At 70.1% G+C, this 18,030-nt stretch carries 14 protein-coding genes and 1 pseudogene; 8 read left to right on the top strand and 7 right to left on the bottom strand.

The genetic code is table 11. The features are described from left to right. Positions 1-190 precede the first annotated feature (190 nt). Both ASF71_RS14335 and ASF71_RS14330 read left to right on the top strand, forming a co-directional pair. Positions 191-598, top strand: a complete 408-nt coding sequence (locus ASF71_RS14335; protein WP_235514478.1) for a ketosteroid isomerase-related protein — start codon at positions 191-193, stop codon at positions 596-598. A gap of 5 nt (positions 599-603) precedes the next feature. After that, positions 604-1,221, top strand: a complete 618-nt coding sequence (locus ASF71_RS14330) for a GNAT family N-acetyltransferase (RefSeq protein ID WP_082506040.1) — start codon at positions 604-606, stop codon at positions 1,219-1,221. A 43-nt stretch (positions 1,222-1,264) separates the two neighbouring features. On the opposite strand, the gene galE is transcribed toward ASF71_RS14330, so the two are convergent. After that, the gene (gene galE, locus ASF71_RS14325) at positions 1,265-2,257 is read right to left on the bottom strand and encodes a UDP-glucose 4-epimerase GalE (RefSeq protein WP_056301453.1); all 993 of its coding nucleotides are present in this window, start codon (positions 2,255-2,257) and stop codon (positions 1,265-1,267) included. A gap of 40 nt (positions 2,258-2,297) precedes the next feature. Further along, positions 2,298-3,371: a substrate-binding domain-containing protein gene (locus ASF71_RS14320; protein WP_056301451.1), complete on the bottom strand. Its 1,074-nt coding sequence runs from the start codon at positions 3,369-3,371 to the stop codon at positions 2,298-2,300. Between the two features lie 89 nt (positions 3,372-3,460). Here ASF71_RS14320 and ASF71_RS14315 point away from each other — a divergent pair, with 89 nt between their 5' ends. Together ASF71_RS14315 and ASF71_RS14310 are read left to right on the top strand one after the other, a co-directional pair. Next, positions 3,461-4,660: an MFS transporter gene (locus ASF71_RS14315; RefSeq protein ID WP_056301449.1), complete on the top strand. Its 1,200-nt coding sequence runs from the start codon at positions 3,461-3,463 to the stop codon at positions 4,658-4,660. Between the two features lie 166 nt (positions 4,661-4,826). Next, complete coding sequence (locus ASF71_RS14310; protein ID WP_235514476.1) at positions 4,827-6,650, top strand: alpha/beta hydrolase; 1,824 nt, start codon at positions 4,827-4,829, stop codon at positions 6,648-6,650. A 165-nt stretch (positions 6,651-6,815) separates the two neighbouring features. Here ASF71_RS14310 and ASF71_RS14305 read toward each other — a convergent pair whose 3' ends face one another. Continuing rightward, positions 6,816-8,318 carry a SulP family inorganic anion transporter gene (locus tag ASF71_RS14305; protein ID WP_056301447.1) on the bottom strand — a complete coding sequence of 501 codons (1,503 nt, stop codon included), beginning with the start codon at positions 8,316-8,318 and terminating at the stop codon, positions 6,816-6,818. Between the two features lie 261 nt (positions 8,319-8,579). On the opposite strand from ASF71_RS14305, the gene surE reads away from it, so the two are divergent. Beyond that, positions 8,580-9,353, top strand: coding sequence for a 5'/3'-nucleotidase SurE (surE, locus tag ASF71_RS14300; RefSeq protein ID WP_056301701.1), 774 nt, complete (start codon positions 8,580-8,582; stop codon positions 9,351-9,353). A gap of 30 nt (positions 9,354-9,383) precedes the next feature. Here the strand turns inward: surE and ASF71_RS14295 are convergent, their stop codons facing one another. Next, positions 9,384-9,650: a hypothetical protein gene (locus tag ASF71_RS14295; RefSeq protein WP_235514475.1), complete on the bottom strand. Its 267-nt coding sequence runs from the start codon at positions 9,648-9,650 to the stop codon at positions 9,384-9,386. Then, positions 9,637-10,515 (bottom strand): M23 family metallopeptidase, encoded by an 879-nt coding sequence (locus ASF71_RS14290; protein WP_082506039.1) that lies wholly within the window; start codon positions 10,513-10,515, stop codon positions 9,637-9,639. Before ASF71_RS14290 ends, ASF71_RS14295 begins: the two co-directional genes overlap by 14 nt. 100 nt (positions 10,516-10,615) lie before the next feature. Between ASF71_RS14290 and truA the strand changes: the two genes are divergently transcribed. Together truA and ASF71_RS14280 are read left to right on the top strand one after the other, a co-directional pair. Then, positions 10,616-11,479: a tRNA pseudouridine(38-40) synthase TruA gene (truA, locus tag ASF71_RS14285; RefSeq protein WP_056301444.1), complete on the top strand. Its 864-nt coding sequence runs from the start codon at positions 10,616-10,618 to the stop codon at positions 11,477-11,479. Further along, on the top strand, positions 11,472-12,677 hold the full coding sequence (locus tag ASF71_RS14280; protein ID WP_056301443.1) for a metallophosphoesterase: 1,206 nt from the start codon (positions 11,472-11,474) through the stop codon (positions 12,675-12,677). The genes truA and ASF71_RS14280 overlap by 8 nt, the downstream gene beginning before the upstream one ends. 87 nt (positions 12,678-12,764) lie before the next feature. Here the strand turns inward: ASF71_RS14280 and ASF71_RS14275 are convergent, their stop codons facing one another. Further along, complete coding sequence (locus ASF71_RS14275; protein ID WP_056301441.1) at positions 12,765-15,473, bottom strand: S8 family serine peptidase; 2,709 nt, start codon at positions 15,471-15,473, stop codon at positions 12,765-12,767. Between the two features lie 19 nt (positions 15,474-15,492). Beyond that, on the bottom strand, positions 15,493-16,803 hold the full coding sequence (locus tag ASF71_RS14270; protein ID WP_056301439.1) for an Ig-like domain-containing protein: 1,311 nt from the start codon (positions 16,801-16,803) through the stop codon (positions 15,493-15,495). Positions 16,804-17,049: 246 nt separating this feature from the next. On the opposite strand from ASF71_RS14270, the pseudogene ASF71_RS14265 reads away from it, so the two are divergent. Then, positions 17,050-18,028: pseudogene (locus ASF71_RS14265) on the top strand (alpha/beta hydrolase family protein). The last annotated feature ends 2 nt before the right edge of the window (positions 18,029-18,030 follow it).

Here is an 18,030-nt window from a genome sequence, read left to right as displayed (position 1 = left end):
CAGTCTGCCGCGAAAACGTTTCAGGAGCAAATGCAGGTGGGTGAGAACGTCCTTTTTCCAGTCCTTTGCTTTGTTGAGCGACGAATCTCCTAACAAGTTCTGGACAGAGCAAATCCAGGGGGGAAAATGTTCTGAAATGCCCCCAATCTCTGCTCCCTCAATCCCGGAGCGTAGCCCCTATGCTGACGCGGTGACGACCTCAACGCCGGACCTGATCACGCGGTACTACGCCGCCTTCAACGCTGGTGACAGCGCCGGGATGCTGGCCCTGCTCACCGACGACGTGCGCCACGACGTCAACGAGGGCGAGACCCAGACCGGCAGGGCCGCCTTCGCCGCCTTTCTGGACAAGATGGACGCCCACTACCGCGAACAGGCACGTGACCTCGTGGTGATGGCGGCGCCCAGCGGCGAGCGTGCGGCGGCCGAATTCGTCATTCACGGCGAATACCTGCGCACCGACGCCGGCCTGCCCGAGGCGGCGGGCCAGCGCTACGTGCTGCCGGTCGGCGCCTTCTTCGAGATTCGCGGCGGTCTGATCGCCCGGGTGACGAACTACTACAACTTGGCCGACTGGACCCGGCAGGTCGGAGGCTGAGACCGGTGGCCGGGCCGCTGGAGATCACGGCCGCGACCGGGGACACGCTGGCCGCCGCCCTGCCCGACCTCGCGCGGCTGCGCAGCGAGGTCTTCCGCGCTTTTCCGTACCTGTACGGGGGCGACCCCGCCTACGAGGAACGCTACCTGCGCACCTACGTTGCCGCGCCCGGCGCCTTCGTGGCCCTGGCGCGCGACGCCGGACGGGTGGTGGGTGCGAGCACCGCCCTGCCGCTGGTGCACGAGACCCCCGAGGTCCGCCGGCCCTTCGAGGAGAGCGGCGAGTTCCGGCCAAGTGAGGTGCTATATCTGGGCGAGAGCGTCCTCCTGCCCGAGTACCGGGGTCAGGGCGCGGGCCACCGGTTCTTCGACCTGCGCGAGGCGCACGCCCGCGCCCTGGGTCTACCGGTCACGGCCTTCTGCGCCGTGCAGCGTCCGCAGGACCACCCGTCCCGGCCCGCCGACTACCGGCCGCTCGACGCCTTCTGGCGCGCGCGCGGCTACACCGAGTGCCCCGACCTCCAGACCGAGATGAGCTGGCCGGATGTGGGTACGCCGGGCGGCGAGGAGACCCCCAAGCCGATGCGCTTCTGGGTCAGGCGAGCGCCGGGAACGGGGGGGTAGGACAGACTCTGGAGCGAGGCCTGGGGCCGGCAAACAGCCCCACTTACCTCTTGAAGCCGTGCGGGTGGCCCTTGTGCCAGTCCCAGGCGGTCTGCACGATCTCGTCGAGGTCGGTGAACTGCGGCGCGAACCCCAGGTCGGCCACGATGCGCGAGGCGTCGGCGACGAGGCGGGGCGGGTCGCCCGCACGGCGCGGCGCGAGTTCGCGCGTCAGGGGCGTACCGACCACGCGGTCCACGGCGTCCAGCACCTCGCGCACCGAGAAGCCGTGGCCCAGGCCCACGTTGTAGGTCGCGGCCGCGTGCTGCCCCTTGTGCAGCGCCTCCACGGCCAACACGTGCGCGTCGGCGAGGTCCTGCACATGCACGTAGTCGCGGACGCAGGTGCCGTCGGGGGTGGGGTAGTCGTCGCCGAAGATCATCATCTTCTCGCGCTGCCCGAGCGCCGTCATGCACGCCAGTTCGATGAGGTGGGTCTGGCTGGGGTGCGCCTCGCCGATGTCGCCGGACGGCGAGGCCCCGCACACGTTGAAGTAGCGCAGCACCGTGTAGGGCAGGCCGTGCGCCACGTGAAAGGCGTGGATCATGCGCTCGGTCATGAGCTTGGTGTCGCCGTACACGCTCTCAGGCTGCATCTCCGCGTCTTCGGGAATCGGCACGGCGTCGGTGGTGCCGTACACGGCCGCCGTCGAGGAGAATACAAGCGGGATCTTGCGCGTCTCCACGATGGCCTGGAGGAGATTCAGGCTACCTACCACGTTGTTGCGGTAGTAGCGCCCCGGCGCGCGCATACTTTCGCCCACCTCGATCAGCGCCGCGAAGTGGATCACGGCGTCGGGCTGGTGCGCGTTCAGGGCCGCCTTGACGGCCTCCGGGTCGAGCAGGTCGGCCTGCACCAGGGTCACGTCTTCCGGCAGCGCCTCGGCGTGCCCACTGCTGAGGTTGTCCAGCACCACGGCCTCGTGTCCCGCCGCCCTCAGTTGCCGCACCGTATGCGACCCGATATACCCCGCTCCGCCCACCACCAGCAGTTTCATGGGTCCAGGGTAGCGCGGCGCAGGAACGCAGGGGGCCGTTTCAGTCGCTCAGGGCAGCGGCCTGCACAGGCGCCGGTCCCACACTTCCGCGCACGCTCAGGCGGGTGGGGAGGGACACGTCCGCCGTTTCCTCGCCGGCCAGCAGGGCCAGCAGCGCGCGCCCCACGCCCTCGCCCTTGTCGGCGGTGGGCTGCCAGACGGTCGTGAGGTCGAGCGCGGCGCTGCCGGGCAGGTCGTCGTAACCGACCACGCTCAGGTCGCCGGGTACCGCCAGCTTCAGGCCCTCGGCGGCGCGCAGGGCGCCCTGGGCCAGCACGTCACTCATACACAGCAGCGCCGTGATCTCGGGGTGGGCGCGCAGCAGCGCCGCCGCCTGGGCTTCGCCGCCCTCGCGGGTGTTCTGCTCGGTCTCAGCGAGGTACAGCGCGGCGCCGGGCGCGCCCTGGCGGTAACCGCGCAGCCGCTCGGCCGTCGTGTAGTACGCGAGCTGGGCCTCGCGGTCGGCGTTCACCTCGCCCGCCCGGGGATCGGGACCGAGTTCCAGGCACAACACCCCGATGTGGCGGTGCCCGTGCGCCTCCAGGTGGGCCGCCGCCGCCCGCGCTCCGCCCACGTCATCAATCCCCACCCGCGCAGCCTGGGGCTGCGACTGCTGGTCGACCAGCACGGTCGGCAGACCGCGCTCCAGCACGGCACCCAGCAGCTCGCTGCCCTCGGCTGCGCAGTACACCACGAACCCGTCCACGCCCGCGCCGCGCACCGGGGCGGCGTCCTGCGCGCAGGCGAGCAGCAGCAGGTTCAGGCCGCCCTGCTGAATGACCCGCGCGAGGCTCCCCAGAAAGATCGCGGCCGCCGGATCGGCGAAGGCGTAGTCCAGCGGCGCGTCGTACACCACGCCGATCACCCCGCTGCGGCCCCGGCGCAGGCTGCGCGCCAGGGGGTCGGGGCCGGCGTAACCCAGCTCGCGCGCTACCTGCAGCACGCGCTCCCGCAGTTCGGGCGAGAGCTGGTCGGGGCGGTTGTAGGCGTTGCTGACGGTCGCCACCGACACGCCCAGGGTGCGGGCGAGGTCGCGCAGGGTCACGCGCCCGGCCGGCGACTTGGCAGAAGACATGGACGCATGTTAGCGTACCGCTCAGTAATCTGAAACGATTAAGTCGGGCATTCGTCCCGCCGCCCTCTCCCCTGCCCCGAGGTCTCGCCATGAGTCAGCCCGTCACCCTGTCCCCCACCTCCGCCGCGCCGGGGGCCGAGCGTGCCCGGCTGGCCGTGAGCACCGTCTTTCTGATCAACGGGGCGCTGTTCGCCACCTGGGCAGTGAACATTCCGGGCGTGCGCGACGGGCTGGAACTGTCGCAGGGCCAGATCGGTACGGCGCTGCTGGCCTTCGGGCTGGGCAGCCTGACCACCATGCCCTTTACCGGCGGCTGGACGGCGCGCTGGGGCAGCGACCGGGTGACGGCGGTCGCAGCGGTGCTGACCATGCTGTCGCTGGCCGTGCCCTTCTTCATGCCGTCGCTGATCACGCTGGCGCTGTCCCTGGCGCTGCTCGGCGCGCTGAACGGCTGCCTGGACGTGGCCATGAACGCGCAGGGGGTCACCGTCGAGAAACGGCTGGGCCGCCCGATCATCAGCCGGCTGCACGCCTATTTCAGTCTGGGCGGCGTGGTCGGGGCGCTGGTGGGTACGGCGCTGCTGGGGCGCGTACCCATGCTGGCGCACGTGCTGACGGTGGTGGCCCTGACCACCCTGACCGCGCTGATCGTCGGCCGGCTTATGCTGCCCGACGCTGCCGCGCACCCGGACGACGCCCCAGAGAAACAGGCCGGCAACCCGGCGGCCACGCCGTCCGCACTGGGCACGGCCACACTGCTGCTGGGCGGGCTGTGCGCGCTGGGCATGTTCGCCGAGGGGGCCAACTACGACTGGGCCGCGCTGTACTTCCGCGACGTGCTGGGCGCGGCGAGTACCGGCTGGGGCTACGCGGCCTTCGTGACGGCCATGACGCTGGGGCGCTGGTTCGGGGACCGGCTGCGCGCGCGGCTGGGCGAGGAACTCATCGTGCGGGGCGGCTCGCTGCTCACCGCCGCCGGCATGGCGCTCGTGCTGCTCGCGCGCGACCCGGTGCTGGCCGGAGCAGGCTTCGCGCTGGCGGGCCTGGGCCTGAGCAACGTGGTCCCGGTGATGTACGGGGTCGCCGGGCACGCGCTGGCCGGGCGCGGGATCGCGCGGGTCGCCACCATCGGGTACGCGGGCTTCCTGCTGGGGCCGCCCATCATCGGGTTCGCGGCCGACCACTGGGGCCTGCGCGCCGCGCTGCTCCTCGCCCTGATCGGCGCGGCCCTCGTCGCCGCGCTGGGGGGACCGACCTTCGGGCTGTTGCGGCGTCTGCGCCCGGCGTAGCAGGAAAATCTGCCCTGGCCTTTCCATCTGAGAGGCCAGGGCCGACTGCTGCCATTCGAGGTCAAGGCGGCACATGAAGACTGTCCGGGGTGGCCGGCGCCCGCTTCTTGTCCCGTCCTCATTTCTTCCCGCACGAAGTCAGGGGCGGTGCTATGGTCCGGTTGCAATGAAGCGTACCCTCACGACCCTGCCCCTACTGAGCGGCCTCCTGCTTCTCGGCGCCTGCTCGACGATGCCCACCCCCGAGCCCACGCCGGAAGACCCTCTGGCGTCGTTCACCGGCCAGCAGCTCAACTGGACCACCTGCGATCCCACCCTCGTGCCCTACCAGCAGGTGATTAGGGCAGTCGGCTCGCGCATCCAGTGCGCCGACGTGCAGGTGCCCCTCGACTGGAACCGGCCCGACCGGGGCACCATGAGCTTTTCGATGCTGCGCGTGAAGGCCGCCGACACCGCCGCGCGTAAGGGCGCCATCTTCTTCAACCCCGGCGGCCCCGGCGGCGACGGCCTGCTCTTCGGGGCCATCTACGGCTACCTGTGGAATCAGGCCGACACGAAGACCCCGGCAGGCCAGGCCCTCAAGGCCCTGGCCGACGGCTACGACCTCGTGGGCTTCTCGCCGCGCGGCACGGGCCAGAGCTCGCGCTACACCTGCGGCTCCAACGAACTGGCCTCGCCCGAGCAGTACCCCTCCGAGGACCGCAGCGAGAAGAACATCGGCGCGATGCTGCGTAACGCCCGCCTCGCCGCCCAGAGCTGCCTGAAAAACCCCATCACCCCCTACATCAACACCGACCAGACCGCGCGCGACCTGAACCTCGCCCGCCAGCTCATGGGCGACGCGAAACTCAACTACGTTGGGTATTCCTACGGCACCTGGCTGGGGTCGTGGTACGCCCGGCGCTTCCCGGAATCCACAGGCCGCCTGCTGCTCGACGGCAACACGGCCTTTGCGGGCACGTTCCAGGACTCGTTCAACCTTCAACCGATGGGCTTCGAGCGCGCCTTCCGTGAGGTGGCCCTGGCCTACGCCGCCCGCCACGACGACGTCTTCGGCCTGGGCAAGACGGCCACCGACGTATACGCCGTCTACAACGCCTTCCCCGGCGCCCTGAAATTCACCCTCCAGCAGTACAGCGGCGCGAACATCATCCAGAACCTGTACTCCAACCAGAGCATTCCCAATATCTCGCTGCAACTCGTGGCGGCGCGCGGCTTCGCGGCCGTGGTGAAGGCCAACCCCGAGGTCAAGGACAACGCCGCGCTGGCCGACCTCGTGGCCAAGCAGACCTACTCCGGCCTGCCCGACCTGGACGCCGCCGCGCAGCAAGAAGCCCTGACGATGGTGGACACCTACCTGGCCATCGTCAACGAGTTGCCCGCCCAGGTCGAGCTGAGCTACGGCAGCGCCGTGTTCAACGCCATCCTGAACAACGACACCGCCTGGGAGAAAGACCCCCAGAAGTGGATCGAGTTCGGCAACCAGGAAGCCAAGGCCCACCCGCTCATCGGCGGAAGCTACACGGAGACGAGCGCGATCTACTGGCCGGCGCCCACGGCCAGCCGCCCCGAGGTGCCGGCGAACCTGCCGCCCATCCTGCTGCTGCAAAACGAGTACGACCCCGCCACCCCGGCCGAGGGCGCCCTGGCGGCCCTGAAGGCCTTCCCCTCGGCCAAGATGCTGTTCGTGGACGACGAGGCCCAGCACACCGCCTTCCCCTACGGCACGGACTGCGTGGACCTTCAGGTCGCCCGGTACTTCCTGGACGGGACCATGCCGGCCCAGAAGTTCAACGTCTGCGGAGCGCTGCCGCTCCCCGGTGAAGAGCAGGTCTACCCCATCGGCAAGACCTACGCGGGGACGGACACCCTGGGCGCACAGGGACTGCACCCGGCGGCTCTGGGCGCAACGCCCGAGACGAAGGCGGAACTCCAGCTCCTCAAGGACATCATTAGGCGCAACGGCCTGAAGGCCACCTCGCTGCGCTGAGAAACGGCTCCGGGCGACCACATGTCACGGGTCGCCTAGGACGAAGGGTCCATCTCCGTGGGGGCGGGCCTGACGAAGCACCCTTGCAGCAACTCCAGGCCTGGCCCCGATCGTGTGATCGGGGCCAGTCTCGTTATGCGGTTCTGGGCCGTTTGACGGACGGCCCTAGTGACCGCCCGCCGGGCCGCCTGCCGTGAGCCGGTCGATCAGCGTCTCGGAGGCCGCGTTCAGGCCGACCACCTCCGGCGGCAGGCCGCGCGCCGCGAAGCGTGCCCGCACCTTGTCCAGGGCCGCGACCGCCGAGCCGTCCCACAGGTGGGCGCCGGTCATGTCGATCACGACCCGCTGCACGGCCGGAGCGGCCGGATCAGTCAGGTCGAAGCTCCGCACGAAGTCGTGCGTGCTGACGAAAAAGAGCTGCCCATTGACGTGATAGGTGCGGGTGCCGTCCGGGGCGTCGCCGTACGACACGCTGGAGAGCTGCGAGACCTGCCGCGCGAACAGCAGGGCGCTGAGGACCACACCCACGAGCACGCCCTTGGAGAGATCGTGGGTAACGACCGTGACGGCCACGGTGGCGAGCATGACCAGCGTCTCGCCGCGCGGCACGCGGGTCAGGGTGCGCAGGCTGTTCCAGTCGAAGGTGCCCACGCTGACCATGATCATCACGGCGACGAGCGCGGCCATCGGAATCTGAACCAGGAGGGGCTGCATGACCAGGATGAGCAGCAGCAGAAAGACCCCGGCCACGAAGGTCGAGAGCCGCCCACGCCCGCCGCTGCTCACATTGATCATGCTCTGGCCGATCATGGCGCAGCCCGCCATTCCACCAAAAAAGCCCGTGACGACGTTGGCGATACCCTGCCCCCGCGACTCGGTGTTCTTGTCGCTCGTGGTGTCGGTGCGCTCGTCGACGAGTTGCGCCGTCAGCAGGCTCTCGAGGAGTCCGACGAGCGAGAGGGTCAACGCGACCGGAAAGATGGTGCCGAGCGTCTCCAGCGTCAGGGGCACCTGCGGGAGGCTGAGGAGCGGCAGGGTGCTGGGCAGGCGGCCCATGTCGCCCACCGTGCGCACGTCGGCGTGCGCGAACACGGCCACCAGCGACACGACCACGATGGCGACCAGCGGACTGGGCACCGCCCGGAACACGCGCGGCAGCAGGTAGATGATCGCCAGGGCGAGAGCGAGCAGCGCGTACATCTGCCAGCCCTCGCCCGCAAACTGCGGCAGCTGCGCCAGGAAGATCAGGATGGCGAGCGCGTTGACAAAGCCCGTCATGACCGGGCGCGGCACGAACTTGAGGTAGCGCGCCAGCCCCGCCCAGCCGAACGCGAGTTGCAGCACGCCCGTGAGGATGGTCGCCGCGAAGAGGTACTGGAGGCCGTGGTCGCGCACCAGCCCGGTCATGACGAGGGCCATCGCGCCCGTGGCCGCGCTGATCATGGCCGGGCGGCCGCCGACGAAGGCGATCACCATGGCGATGATGAACGAGGCGTAGAGGCCGACCTGCGGGTCCACCCCCGCGATGATGGAAAAGGCGATGGCCTCCGGGATCAGGGCCAGCGCGACCAGGATGCCCGACAGCACGTCGCCGCGCGGGTTGCGCAGCCACTCGGCCACATAGGCCTGGAATGCTGAGCGGGGCGGGGAAAGGGATGGGCTGGACATGTCGTGCACCTCGTCGTGAGAAGTGCCGTGACAACCGGGGCGGGGGCAGACCGGCCCCCGCAGCGGCGGCCCGTCCCTCCCCTCTCTGCTCTTCCGGTTATCGTCAGGGGCGTCTCTCGGCAGCCCGGAGGCTGGGGACGCCGCACCTGCGGCCCCGCGAGTATGGCGCGGCGGCGGGGGGCAGGGCAAGAGACGGCCGGCACGGTTGGCCCGGCCCCTGGTCCCGCTTCCCTGCCGCGCCTGCCCCGCTACCCTCTGTCCATGACCGCCAAGCGCCCCGCCATCCTCGTCGTCAACGACGACGGCATCTTCTCGCCCGGCATCCGTGCCCTGGCCCTCGCGCTCGCCGAGGTGGCCGACGTGGTGGTCGTGGCCCCCGACGTCGAGCAGTCGGCGGTAGGCCACGGCATCACCATTCGGCGGCCCCTGCGCTTCAAGCACACGGCGGCCGCGGGTTTCGGCGACCTGCCCGCCTACCGGGTGGACGGCACCCCGGCCGACTGCGTGGTGCTGGGCGTGCACCTGCTGGGGCAGCCTGACCTCGTGGTCAGCGGCATCAACCTGGGCCTGAACCTGGGCGACGACCTGACGCACTCGGGCACGGTCGCCGCCGCCATCGAGGGACTGGCGATGGGTGTGCCCGCCCTGGCCCTGAGCCAGCAGGGCAGCCCCGGCGGCGAGTACACCTTCGGGGCGTCGGCGGCCTACGCGGCGCGGCTCGCCCGGCGGGTGCTGCAGGAGGGCCTGCCGCCGCGCGTGCTGCTGAACGTCAACTTTCCGCACGGCGAGGCGGCCGGCGTGCGCGTGACCCGCCTGGGCGAACACCACTGGAAAGACAGTCTCCTGACCCGCCAGGACCCCGAGGGCCGCGACTACCACTGGGTCGCCGGGGTCAGCACCGCGCCCGACGCGGCCGACCTGGGCACCGACTACGGCGCCGTCCACGCGGGGTGGATCAGCGTGACCCCGGTGCGGCTTGACCTCACCGCCCGCGACCTGCTGGGCGAGGTGGCCAGCTACGTGCCGGACATCTGAACGCGCCGGGGATGGGCCGCGCCCGGCGGCCTACCGCGCCGCCAGGACCTCGAAAACCCAGGCCCGCGCGCCTTCCGGCAGGGCCAGGAGGGGCGGCCCGGCAGCCCAGCGGCTCGCCACCAGGGCGAGGTCCGGCTGCGCGGGGCTCAGGAGCAGTTCGGCGCCCAGAAACCCCGGCTGTGCCGGCAGGGTGTCCAGAAAGAGGCCAAGCCGGTCCCGTGCCCCCGCGTCCCGGGCCTCGACGTACCACACCTGCGAGGCCGGCTGGGCGCGGGCCGCGCCCTCAGTCCCGGCCACGGTAGAGGGCCAGCGGGTCGCTGGGATTCCAGCGGAGGTAGGTGCCGTAGTGCAGGTGCGCGCCCGTACTGCGCCCACTGTTGCCGACCCGCCCGACGAGCTGGCCCGCCTGGACAAGTTGCCCGGCCCGGACCAGATTCACGCTCAGGTGCGCGTAGCGGGTGATCCAGCCGTCCGGGTGCTCCAGCACGACCGTCCAGCCCCAGCCGCGCGCGGCGTCGTTGCGCGATTCGAGCACCCGGCCCGAGCGCGCGGCCAGCACCGGTGTGCCGATGGGCGCGGCGATGTCCACGCCGTAGTGCATCTCCTGATCGCCCTCGAGCGTGCGCTCGCCGTAGCCGCTCGTCACGCGCCGGTGGCTCTCCAGCGGCCACACCCAGCGGCCCTCGTTCACGATCTGGCGGCCCGTCGAGGCGGTGCGCAGGGTGGCGCGCGGGGTCGGGGCGCGGCGCGCGGCCACGGCCGGGGCGCCCGCCGTGCCCAGCCGCGCGGCGACCACCCGGCCCGGAATGGTCACGGCCGCACCGACCTGCACCGGGCGCCCGGCGCGCAGGCGCGGGTTGGCGCGCAGCAGCTGGCTCAGGCTCAGGCCGTGTTTGCGGGCCACCACGGTCAGGTTTTCTCCGGCCTGCACGCGGTAGCGCGTAGCCGCCAGCCGGCGGTTGGGAATCTTGACGACGCGGCCGACCTGCACCACGTCGCGGCGCACCTGCGGGTTGGCGGCGCGCAGCTGCGCCAGTCCCACCCCCGCGCGCGTGGCGATGCCAGTCAGCGTGTCGCCGGAACGGACCCGGTAGGAGGTGGCCGCCTGCGCGGGGACGCTCAGCGCCAGCAGAAGCAGCACAGACAGAAACCGTGATGACATGGACATTGAGCATACGCTCACGTTGTCTTCAGAGGATGTGAAGACGAACCCCGCCGGAGCCGTCCTCGCCGCCCCGCGGCAAATGCTCTAGCCTGGGCCGGTGCCCGACGCCGCCCCCTTTTCTGATCCGGCCGGGACCGGCACAGGGCCGCGCCTGTACGCGCCGCCGGAAGGCTTCACGCGCCTGCGCCTGAGCGCCGAGTGGGACGGCCGCGACTACGCCGGCTGGCAGGCCCAGCACAACGCCCCCAGCGTGCAGGAGACGCTGCATACGGCGCTCTTGGCCCTGGGCGGTGAGGGAGCCGCGCGGCCCGTCGCTGCCGGGCGTACCGACGCCGGCGTCCACGCCGAGGCGATGCCGCTGCACTGGGACGTGCCGCAGGACTGGCGCCTTCCCCCCGGTCGCCTCGCCCGCGCCCTGAACGCCCAGCTGCCCGCCAGCATCTCGGTGCAGGAGGCGTGCCCGGCCGCACCCGGCTTTCACGCACGCTTTGCCTGTACGGGGAGACGCTACGTCTACAGGCTATGGATCGGCGCGCAGCGCAGCGCCCTGTGGCATGGCCGCGCGCTGCACGTGCCGGGACCGCTGGACGCCGGAGCCATGAACCGCGCCGCCGCCGCGCTGCTGGGCCGGCACGACTTCGCCGCCTTCGCCACACGGGAGGACCGCCAGACGGTCCGTGAACTGCGCGCCCTGGCGGTCCTCCCCGGCCCGGCCGGGGTCTGGGAGGTGCGTGTGGAGGGCGAGAGCTTCCTACGCCACATGGTGCGCGGGCTGGTGGGCACCCTGCTACTGGTGGGCCAGGGCAAACTGCCCGGAGAGGCGGTGAGCGCCATCCTGGACGGCCGCGTGCGGGCGGCGGCGGGGGCGAATGCCTCTCCCCACGGTCTGTACTTCGCCGGAGCCAGCTACCCGGCGGCTCTGCTGGAACTGCCGGGACACGCGCTGGACCCGGATGCCTGAGCTGACGGTCCCCGATCCCTCGCTCGTCGTCCTGATCGGCGCGGCGCGTGCGGGCCAGAGCACCTTTGCGGCGCGGCACTTCTCGCCGGAGGAGGTCGTCTCGCGCGCAGCCTTCGGCGACGAGGCGGACTTCGTGACAGCCCTGCGCGGCCGGTTGGCCCGTGGCCTGCTCGTGGTGGCCGACACTGACGCCACGCGGCCGGCCCTGCGCGCGCCCCTCGTCGCCCTGGCGCGCGACTATGACCTCGGGACCGCCGCCGTGGTTCTCGACCTGCCGCGCCCCCTGCTGGAGGCGCGGGGGGCCGACCCCACCACAGCCGTCGCGCAGGTGGCCGAGCTGCGCCGTACCCTGGCGCGCCTGGCCGCCGAACGCTTCGGCCCGGTTCATGTTCTGCGCTCGCCCAAGGAGGTGGCGGCAGCGACCCTACGGCGTGTGCCTCTGCCGCCCGACCGCCGCGACCTGCGCGGCCCTTTCGACTTCATCGGGGATGTGCACGGCTGTCTGCCCGAGCTGCGCGACCTGCTCGGACAGCTCGGCTACCGGGAAGACGGTGCGGGGCTCTGGACCCCGCCGCCGGGACGCACCGCTATCTTTCTGGGCGACCTCACCGACCGGGGGCCCGACAGCGCCGGCACGCTGCGACTGATCCTGGCGATGGTACGTGCGGGGGCTACTCTATGTATCCGCGGCAACCACGACGAGAAACTCGCCCGCGCGCTGGAGGGCCGCAAGGTCAGCCCGGCCCACGGCCTGGGCAGCACCCTGGCCGAACTGGAGGAGGCGGGTCCCGACTTCCGTGCCGAGGTGCGCGACTTTCTGGAGGCGTTGCCCCCGCACCTCGTCCTCGACGGGGGCCGCGTCGTCGCGGCGCACGCCGGACTGCCCGAGCAGTATCACGGGCGCGATTCCACGCGCTCGCGGCGGTTTTCACTGTACGGTGACGTGAACGGCGCGACCGACGAGTGTGGGCTGCCGGTACGCCGCGACTGGGCAGCCGGTTACGGCGGCGCGGCACTGGTGGTCTACGGCCACACGCCCCATGCCGCGCCCCGCTGGCTGGGCCGCACGCTGAATCTGGATACCGGTTGCGCGTTCGGCGGAAGGCTGAGCGCCCTGCGGTATCCCGAACTGGAGATCCTGGGTGTGCCGGCGCGGGCTGTATACGCCGAACCGGCGCGGCCCCTGCCGGAGCCCTGAGAAGCCGCGCCGCGGCACCCCGGCCGCCGCCCTATGGCAAAAGCCCCCACGCCACTGGGGCAGGGGGCCAGAAGACCAGGGAACGCCTCAGCGCTTGACGGTGAAGGTCTGGCTGGTGTAGGTCTCGGTGTCGGCGGGGTTGGCCGCGTCGCCCAGCGCCTTGAGCACGCGCACACGCAGCTTGTAGGAACCGTCGGCCGCGTTGGTGCCGTTGGCGAGCTTGCCGTCCCAGGCGTATTGGCCGAACACGTCGCAGGTATCCGACTGGAGGCTCAGGTCGTTGCTGCAGTTACGGCCCAGGTATTCCTGGGTGCGGATGGTCTCGATCAGGTTGCCGTTGCCGTCGAGCAGGTCCACATCGAGGCGGCGCGCCTGGTGGGAAAGCTGGACGAGCAGGCTCGGCTGATCGGTGGACAACACCGCCGGCTGGGCAGGGTCGGCCGCGTAGCGGGCGAAGGTGTAGTCGGGGGGCGTGGTGACGGCGGCGCCTTCCGGGTAGAAGGTGTCCTCACGCTCGTCGTACAGCGCCGGGAAGTTGTAGGTCTGGCCACCGATGATCTCGTTGCCCAGGACCTGAATGCTCTGGTAGTCCCCCTTGAAGCCGCTGTAGGGCACCACGAGATCAGGACCCGATCCCGCGTTCTCGATGTATACCGTGCCGCCGTACTGCGACTTGTCGGTCGCGCCCGCCGGGGGGGTGACCAGGACGTTGAGCTCGACCTCGGCACCCGCGGGCACAGTGACCTTCACGCCCGCAGCAGTGTCGGCGCTCTGGCCGTTGACGGTCATGGTGGCCGTCTGCGTGCTGGGGGTAGGGGCGAGCGTCGTGCCACCGATGGTCAGGGCCGGCGAGTTGTAAACGGTGTAGCTCTGCGCGGCCGAGCCGGTGTTCTTGAGCACCAGCACCTTGCTGCGCGTGGCGAAGGTGGCGCTCTCGCCCAGACTCAGTTTGTTGGGCGTCACCTTGACCTTGTTGTTGTACGCACCCACGATATCCACCATGCCTGCGCCCTGGCGCTGCACGTAGTCGGGAATACCGGGGAAGAGTGTGCCGGCGGCGTTGCGGTAGTAGCGCAGCGTCGCGCTGTTCATCAGCAGGCCGCGCATGTCCTTGGCCTGGGTCGTGGGGAAGGCCTGGAGCATGAGGGCCGCCGCGCCCGCCACATGCGGCGAAGCCATGCTGGTGCCGCTCAGGACCGCGTAACCGGTGCGGTCGCCGACGCTCAGCGGATAGGTGCTGATGATGCTGCCGCCCGGCGCGGCGATGTCGGGCTTCTGCTCGAGTTCGGCAGAGGCGCCGTAGGAGGAGAAGTCACTGAGGGTGTTGCCGGTGGGGTTGTCGATACCAACCTTGCCGCCGTCGAAGGTCATCGAGATGCCGCCGGCGATCAGACCGCTGATCTTGGCTCCGTCAACGTCCGACACCGAGACGACCGGAATGGTCACGGCGGGCGTGCCGGCGAGCGAGGGGCTGATGTAGCCGGCCGCGTTGTTGTACAGGATGACGGCGGCGGCGCCGGCCTTCTGGGCGTTGCTGGCCTTCTCGTAGAAGGAGCAGGTTCCGCGGCGGATCAAGACGGCCTTGCCCGTCAGGCTGTTGGCCTCGAACCCGCCCGAGACGGTGCAGCCGTCGTTGGTGGTCGTGGTCGTGCTGCTGGGCTTCTTGGTGATGGCGAGGGTGGTGCCGACTTTGGCCACCGGCACCCCACTGCCCTCGTAGTAGGCCACCTTGTTGCCGTTGGAGAGCGTGAAGCTCTGGAGCTCGATCTTGGTGTTGTCCACCGAGGCGACCGAGATCACGTTGTCGCCCATCGTCACGCCGCCCATGCTGTACACGCCGTTTCTGCCGCTGTTGCCGGCCGAGGCGACCACGATCATGCCCTTCTTGACCATGCGGCTGCCCACGATGGCCGAAGGCGTCTCGGCCCAGTTCTCGAAGGCCGACCCGATGCTGAGGTTCACGACCTGCATGCCGTCGCTGTAGGCCCGCTCCAGCGCCGCGACCATAATGTCTTCCTGGGTGTACCCGGAGCAGCCGAACACGCGGTAGGCCCCGAAGCTCACGTCGGGCGCCACGCCCTTGAAGCCCCTGGCCGTGGCACTCTCGGCCACGTTGCCGCCCACGATCCCGGCGACGTGGGTGCCGTGACCGGCGCAGTCGTCCTGGGTGGGACCAGGCACGGGGGTGTTGGCGCCGGTGTAGGCGTTACCCACGAAGTCGTACTGCGACGTGATGCGCCCGGCGAAGGCCGGGTGGTCCACGTCGATCCCGGTGTCGATCACGCCGACCTTCACGCCCTTGCCGGTCAGCCCCAGTTCGTTCTGGGCGACGTCGGCGCCGGTCATGCTCTTGGCGTAGTACATGTCGGGCATCTGGTCGAGCTGCGACATGGGCACCGTCTCGGTGACGGGCGCCGGAATCTGGTGTACGGGGTAGATCCCCTTGACCCCCGGCAGTTCCGAGATGCGGCCGATCTCGGCCTGGTCGGCCTCGACCGAGAAGCCGTTGAACAGCGTGCGGTAGCTCATGACTTCCTGGTAGGTGATGCCGCGCTGCGCCGCCAGGGAGCGGAAGCTCGCCTGCTGGCTGCCGACGCTCTGGGCACTCAGTTCGGTGGGGTCGCCCTCAAGTTCCACAAACCACTTGCCGGGGACGGCGCTGGCCTTCAGGCCAGTGGCCTTGACGCCGCCCGCAACCACGCCGCTGGTCGTGCCGGTGCTGGGCAGGCTGCTTCCGCAGGCCCCCAGAACCAGGGCCAGACTGAGCAGCGAGACAGTTTTCAGGGTGTTCTTCATGCTGTGTTCTCCTTAAAGCTCAGCGGCGCGTCAGGGCGATCTGGTAGGTGTTGGTGGGTTTGTCGTCGGTGGCATTGGGGTCGTCATGAATGATGAAGCTCGTCACGACCACCGTGTAGGTTCCGGACACCGGCGCGTTGAAGCGGATTTCCGACTCGAGTCCCGCGCCGCCGTCGTCGTCCTTTTCCAGCACGGTCTTGCCGTCGGGCATCAGGATCATGACGTAGGGGTCGAGGGTGCTGCTGGGGTTCACGCTCACGCTCTTGACGGTCAGCTTGAGCATCTCGCCGGCGGTCGCCGTGTACTTGAAGTAGTCCATGTCGCGCGACTGCCCGGCGATGGTGCCGTTCTGCGGAGTGCCCAGGCTCAGCGCGAAGGCCGAGGCGACGCTGTCGTTGGCCGCGTCGAACACCCCGACCGTGAAGGTCTGGGCGGCGGTCGCCATCTGGCCGCTCGTGTCGTAGGCGCGCACCGTGACCGTGTGCGTGCTGTTTTCCAGCGGCGCGAGCTGAATGCTGGCGGTGTAGGGGGCCGTCGCCGCCGTGTTGATCAGGGCGCCGTCGAGATAGAACTCGACGCGCGCGATCCCGAGGTCGTCCTTGGCATCGGCCGTGAAGGTCAGGGTGCCGGGGCGGTTCAGGGGCGTGTTCGAGCTCGCGAGCGCCACGCTGGGCGGGGCGTCGTTCGCCGGCACCGGGACCGCGACGGTGAAGGTCACGGTGGTCGTCGCCACGTTGTTCTGGGCGTCGTAGGCCTTGACCGTGACCGTGTGGCTGCCGTTCTGGGCCGCCGTATAGCTCACGGCCGCCGTATAGGGCGAAGCGGTGGAGGTCGAGAGGAGCTTGTCGCCCTCGTAGAACTCGACCTTGGTCACGCCCTGATCGTCCTTGGCATCGGCCGTCACCACGACCTGGCCCGGCGTGGCCTGGGTCACGGTGGCGCTCACGGTCGGAGGCGTGCCGGTCGAGGGAGCCGTGACGGTCACGGTCGCCGTCGCCGCGTCGCTGGCATTGCCGGCGGCGTCCACCGCCACGGCGCGGTAGGTCAGGGTGCCGCTCGTGGCGCTCACGCTGTCGCTGTACTCGTAGGGCGACGTGGTGTCCTCGGCGAGCCTGGTGTCGCCGCGGTAGAAGGTCACGGACTTCACGCCGACGTTGTCGGTGGCCGTCGCGACGAGCGACACCGTACCCGCGCCGCTGAGCGTGGTGGGTGTGGCGCTGAGGCTCACGGCCGGCTTGGTGGTGTCGCCGGAGACGGTGCCGGTCGTGCTGCAGGCACTGAGGAGCGCACCAGTGAGGGCAAGGACGGAGAGGGTCTGGACTCTTCTCATATGGACTCCTTGAACGGAACGCCGGCCAAAGCCGGAGGACATCGACGCCGTAAAAAAAGCCTTGCCGTGTGAAGCGTGAGGCACGCTTCAGCGGACGTTGTGGGCTGGAACGGCAGAATAGCCACTTGGTCCGCTTTATGCAAGGCGGGCTTCATCACCGACTTAGTGCACTCACATGGCGCCAATTGCGTCCAGGATGGCGAATTTGCCCACTAACCACTCCGCGCAGCCCCCTTAGACTGCCCCATGCGCCCTGTCTTCCTGCCGCTCCTGGGCCTTCTTGGCCTGGGCGCCCTGACCCCCGCCGCCGCGCAGTCGGCCGCCGCCCTGGCCCGCGTGGACGCCGCACAGATGAGCATCCCTGCCGCCCGCGAGAAGACCTACCCCGCCGGCAGCGCCCTGACCGTGCGCCAGACGTTGAGGGCAGGTGGCAATTACTCCCGGCGGGTCGTACCAGTCCGAAGGGCTGCGGATCAATGCCCTGCTCACCGTGCCAAACGGCACGCCGCCCAAGGGGGGCTGGCCGGCCGTCGTGTTCAACCACGGGTATGTGCCGCCGAACGTGTACCGCACCACCGAGCGATACGTGGCCTACCAGGACGCCTTCGCCCGCGCGGGATTCGTGACCCTCAAGAGCGACTACCGGGGCCACGGCAGCTCGCAGGGTGAGGCCCTCGGCGGCTACTACGCGCCCGGCTACACCGACGACGTGATGAACGCACTGACCAGCCTGGAGAAAGACCCCCGCGTGAACGCCGCGCGCATCGGCATGTGGGGCCACAGCATGGGAGGCTTCCTGAGCCTGCGTGCGATGGTGCTCGACCGAAGCGTCAAAGCCGGAGTCATCTGGGCCGGCGTGGTCGGCGACTACGACCAGCTCATGAACGAGTGGCGCAGTCCCACTCCGGCCAGCATTCCCCGCAGCGTCCTGAACCTGCGCAAGACGGCCGTCGCGAAATACGGCACCCCCACGGCCAACCCCGAGTTCTGGAACAAGCTCAGCGCGACGAGCTACCTGCGCGACCTCGGCGGTCCGGTGCAGTTGCACATCGGCACCGCCGACGAGGACGTACCGGTCGCCTTCCATACCTCGCTCGCTGCGCGCCTGAAAGCCGCCGGGAAGCCGGTGCAGAGCTACGTGTACCCCGGCGACAATCACAACCTCAGCCGCAACCTGAATACGGCGCTGGCGCGCTCGGTGGCCTTCTTCAAGGCGAACCTGTAACC

This window comes from Deinococcus sp. Leaf326, assembly GCF_001424185.1.
Classification (GTDB): domain Bacteria; phylum Deinococcota; class Deinococci; order Deinococcales; family Deinococcaceae; genus Deinococcus.
This window is presented reverse-complemented; position numbering and strand designations above follow the sequence as displayed.

Bases quoted from the DNA above. Each gene is read 5' to 3' on its own strand.
- ASF71_RS14270 (WP_056301439.1), bottom strand. From the start codon at position 16,803: ATGAGAAGAGTCCAGACCCTCTCCGTCCTTGCCCTCACTGGTGCGCTC.
- ASF71_RS14305 (WP_056301447.1), bottom strand. From the start codon at position 8,318: ATGTCCAGCCCATCCCTTTCCCCGCCCCGCTCAGCATTCCAGGCCTAT.
- ASF71_RS14280 (WP_056301443.1), top strand. From the start codon at position 11,472: ATGCCTGAGCTGACGGTCCCCGATCCCTCGCTCGTCGTCCTGATCGGC.
- ASF71_RS14315 (WP_056301449.1), top strand. From the start codon at position 3,461: ATGAGTCAGCCCGTCACCCTGTCCCCCACCTCCGCCGCGCCGGGGGCC.
- ASF71_RS14310 (WP_235514476.1), top strand. From the start codon at position 4,827: ATGAAGCGTACCCTCACGACCCTGCCCCTACTGAGCGGCCTCCTGCTT.
- galE (WP_056301453.1), bottom strand. From the start codon at position 2,257: ATGAAACTGCTGGTGGTGGGCGGAGCGGGGTATATCGGGTCGCATACG.
- ASF71_RS14290 (WP_082506039.1), bottom strand. From the start codon at position 10,515: ATGTCATCACGGTTTCTGTCTGTGCTGCTTCTGCTGGCGCTGAGCGTC.
- ASF71_RS14320 (WP_056301451.1), bottom strand. From the start codon at position 3,371: ATGTCTTCTGCCAAGTCGCCGGCCGGGCGCGTGACCCTGCGCGACCTC.
- surE (WP_056301701.1), top strand. From the start codon at position 8,580: ATGACCGCCAAGCGCCCCGCCATCCTCGTCGTCAACGACGACGGCATC.
- ASF71_RS14275 (WP_056301441.1), bottom strand. From the start codon at position 15,473: ATGAAGAACACCCTGAAAACTGTCTCGCTGCTCAGTCTGGCCCTGGTT.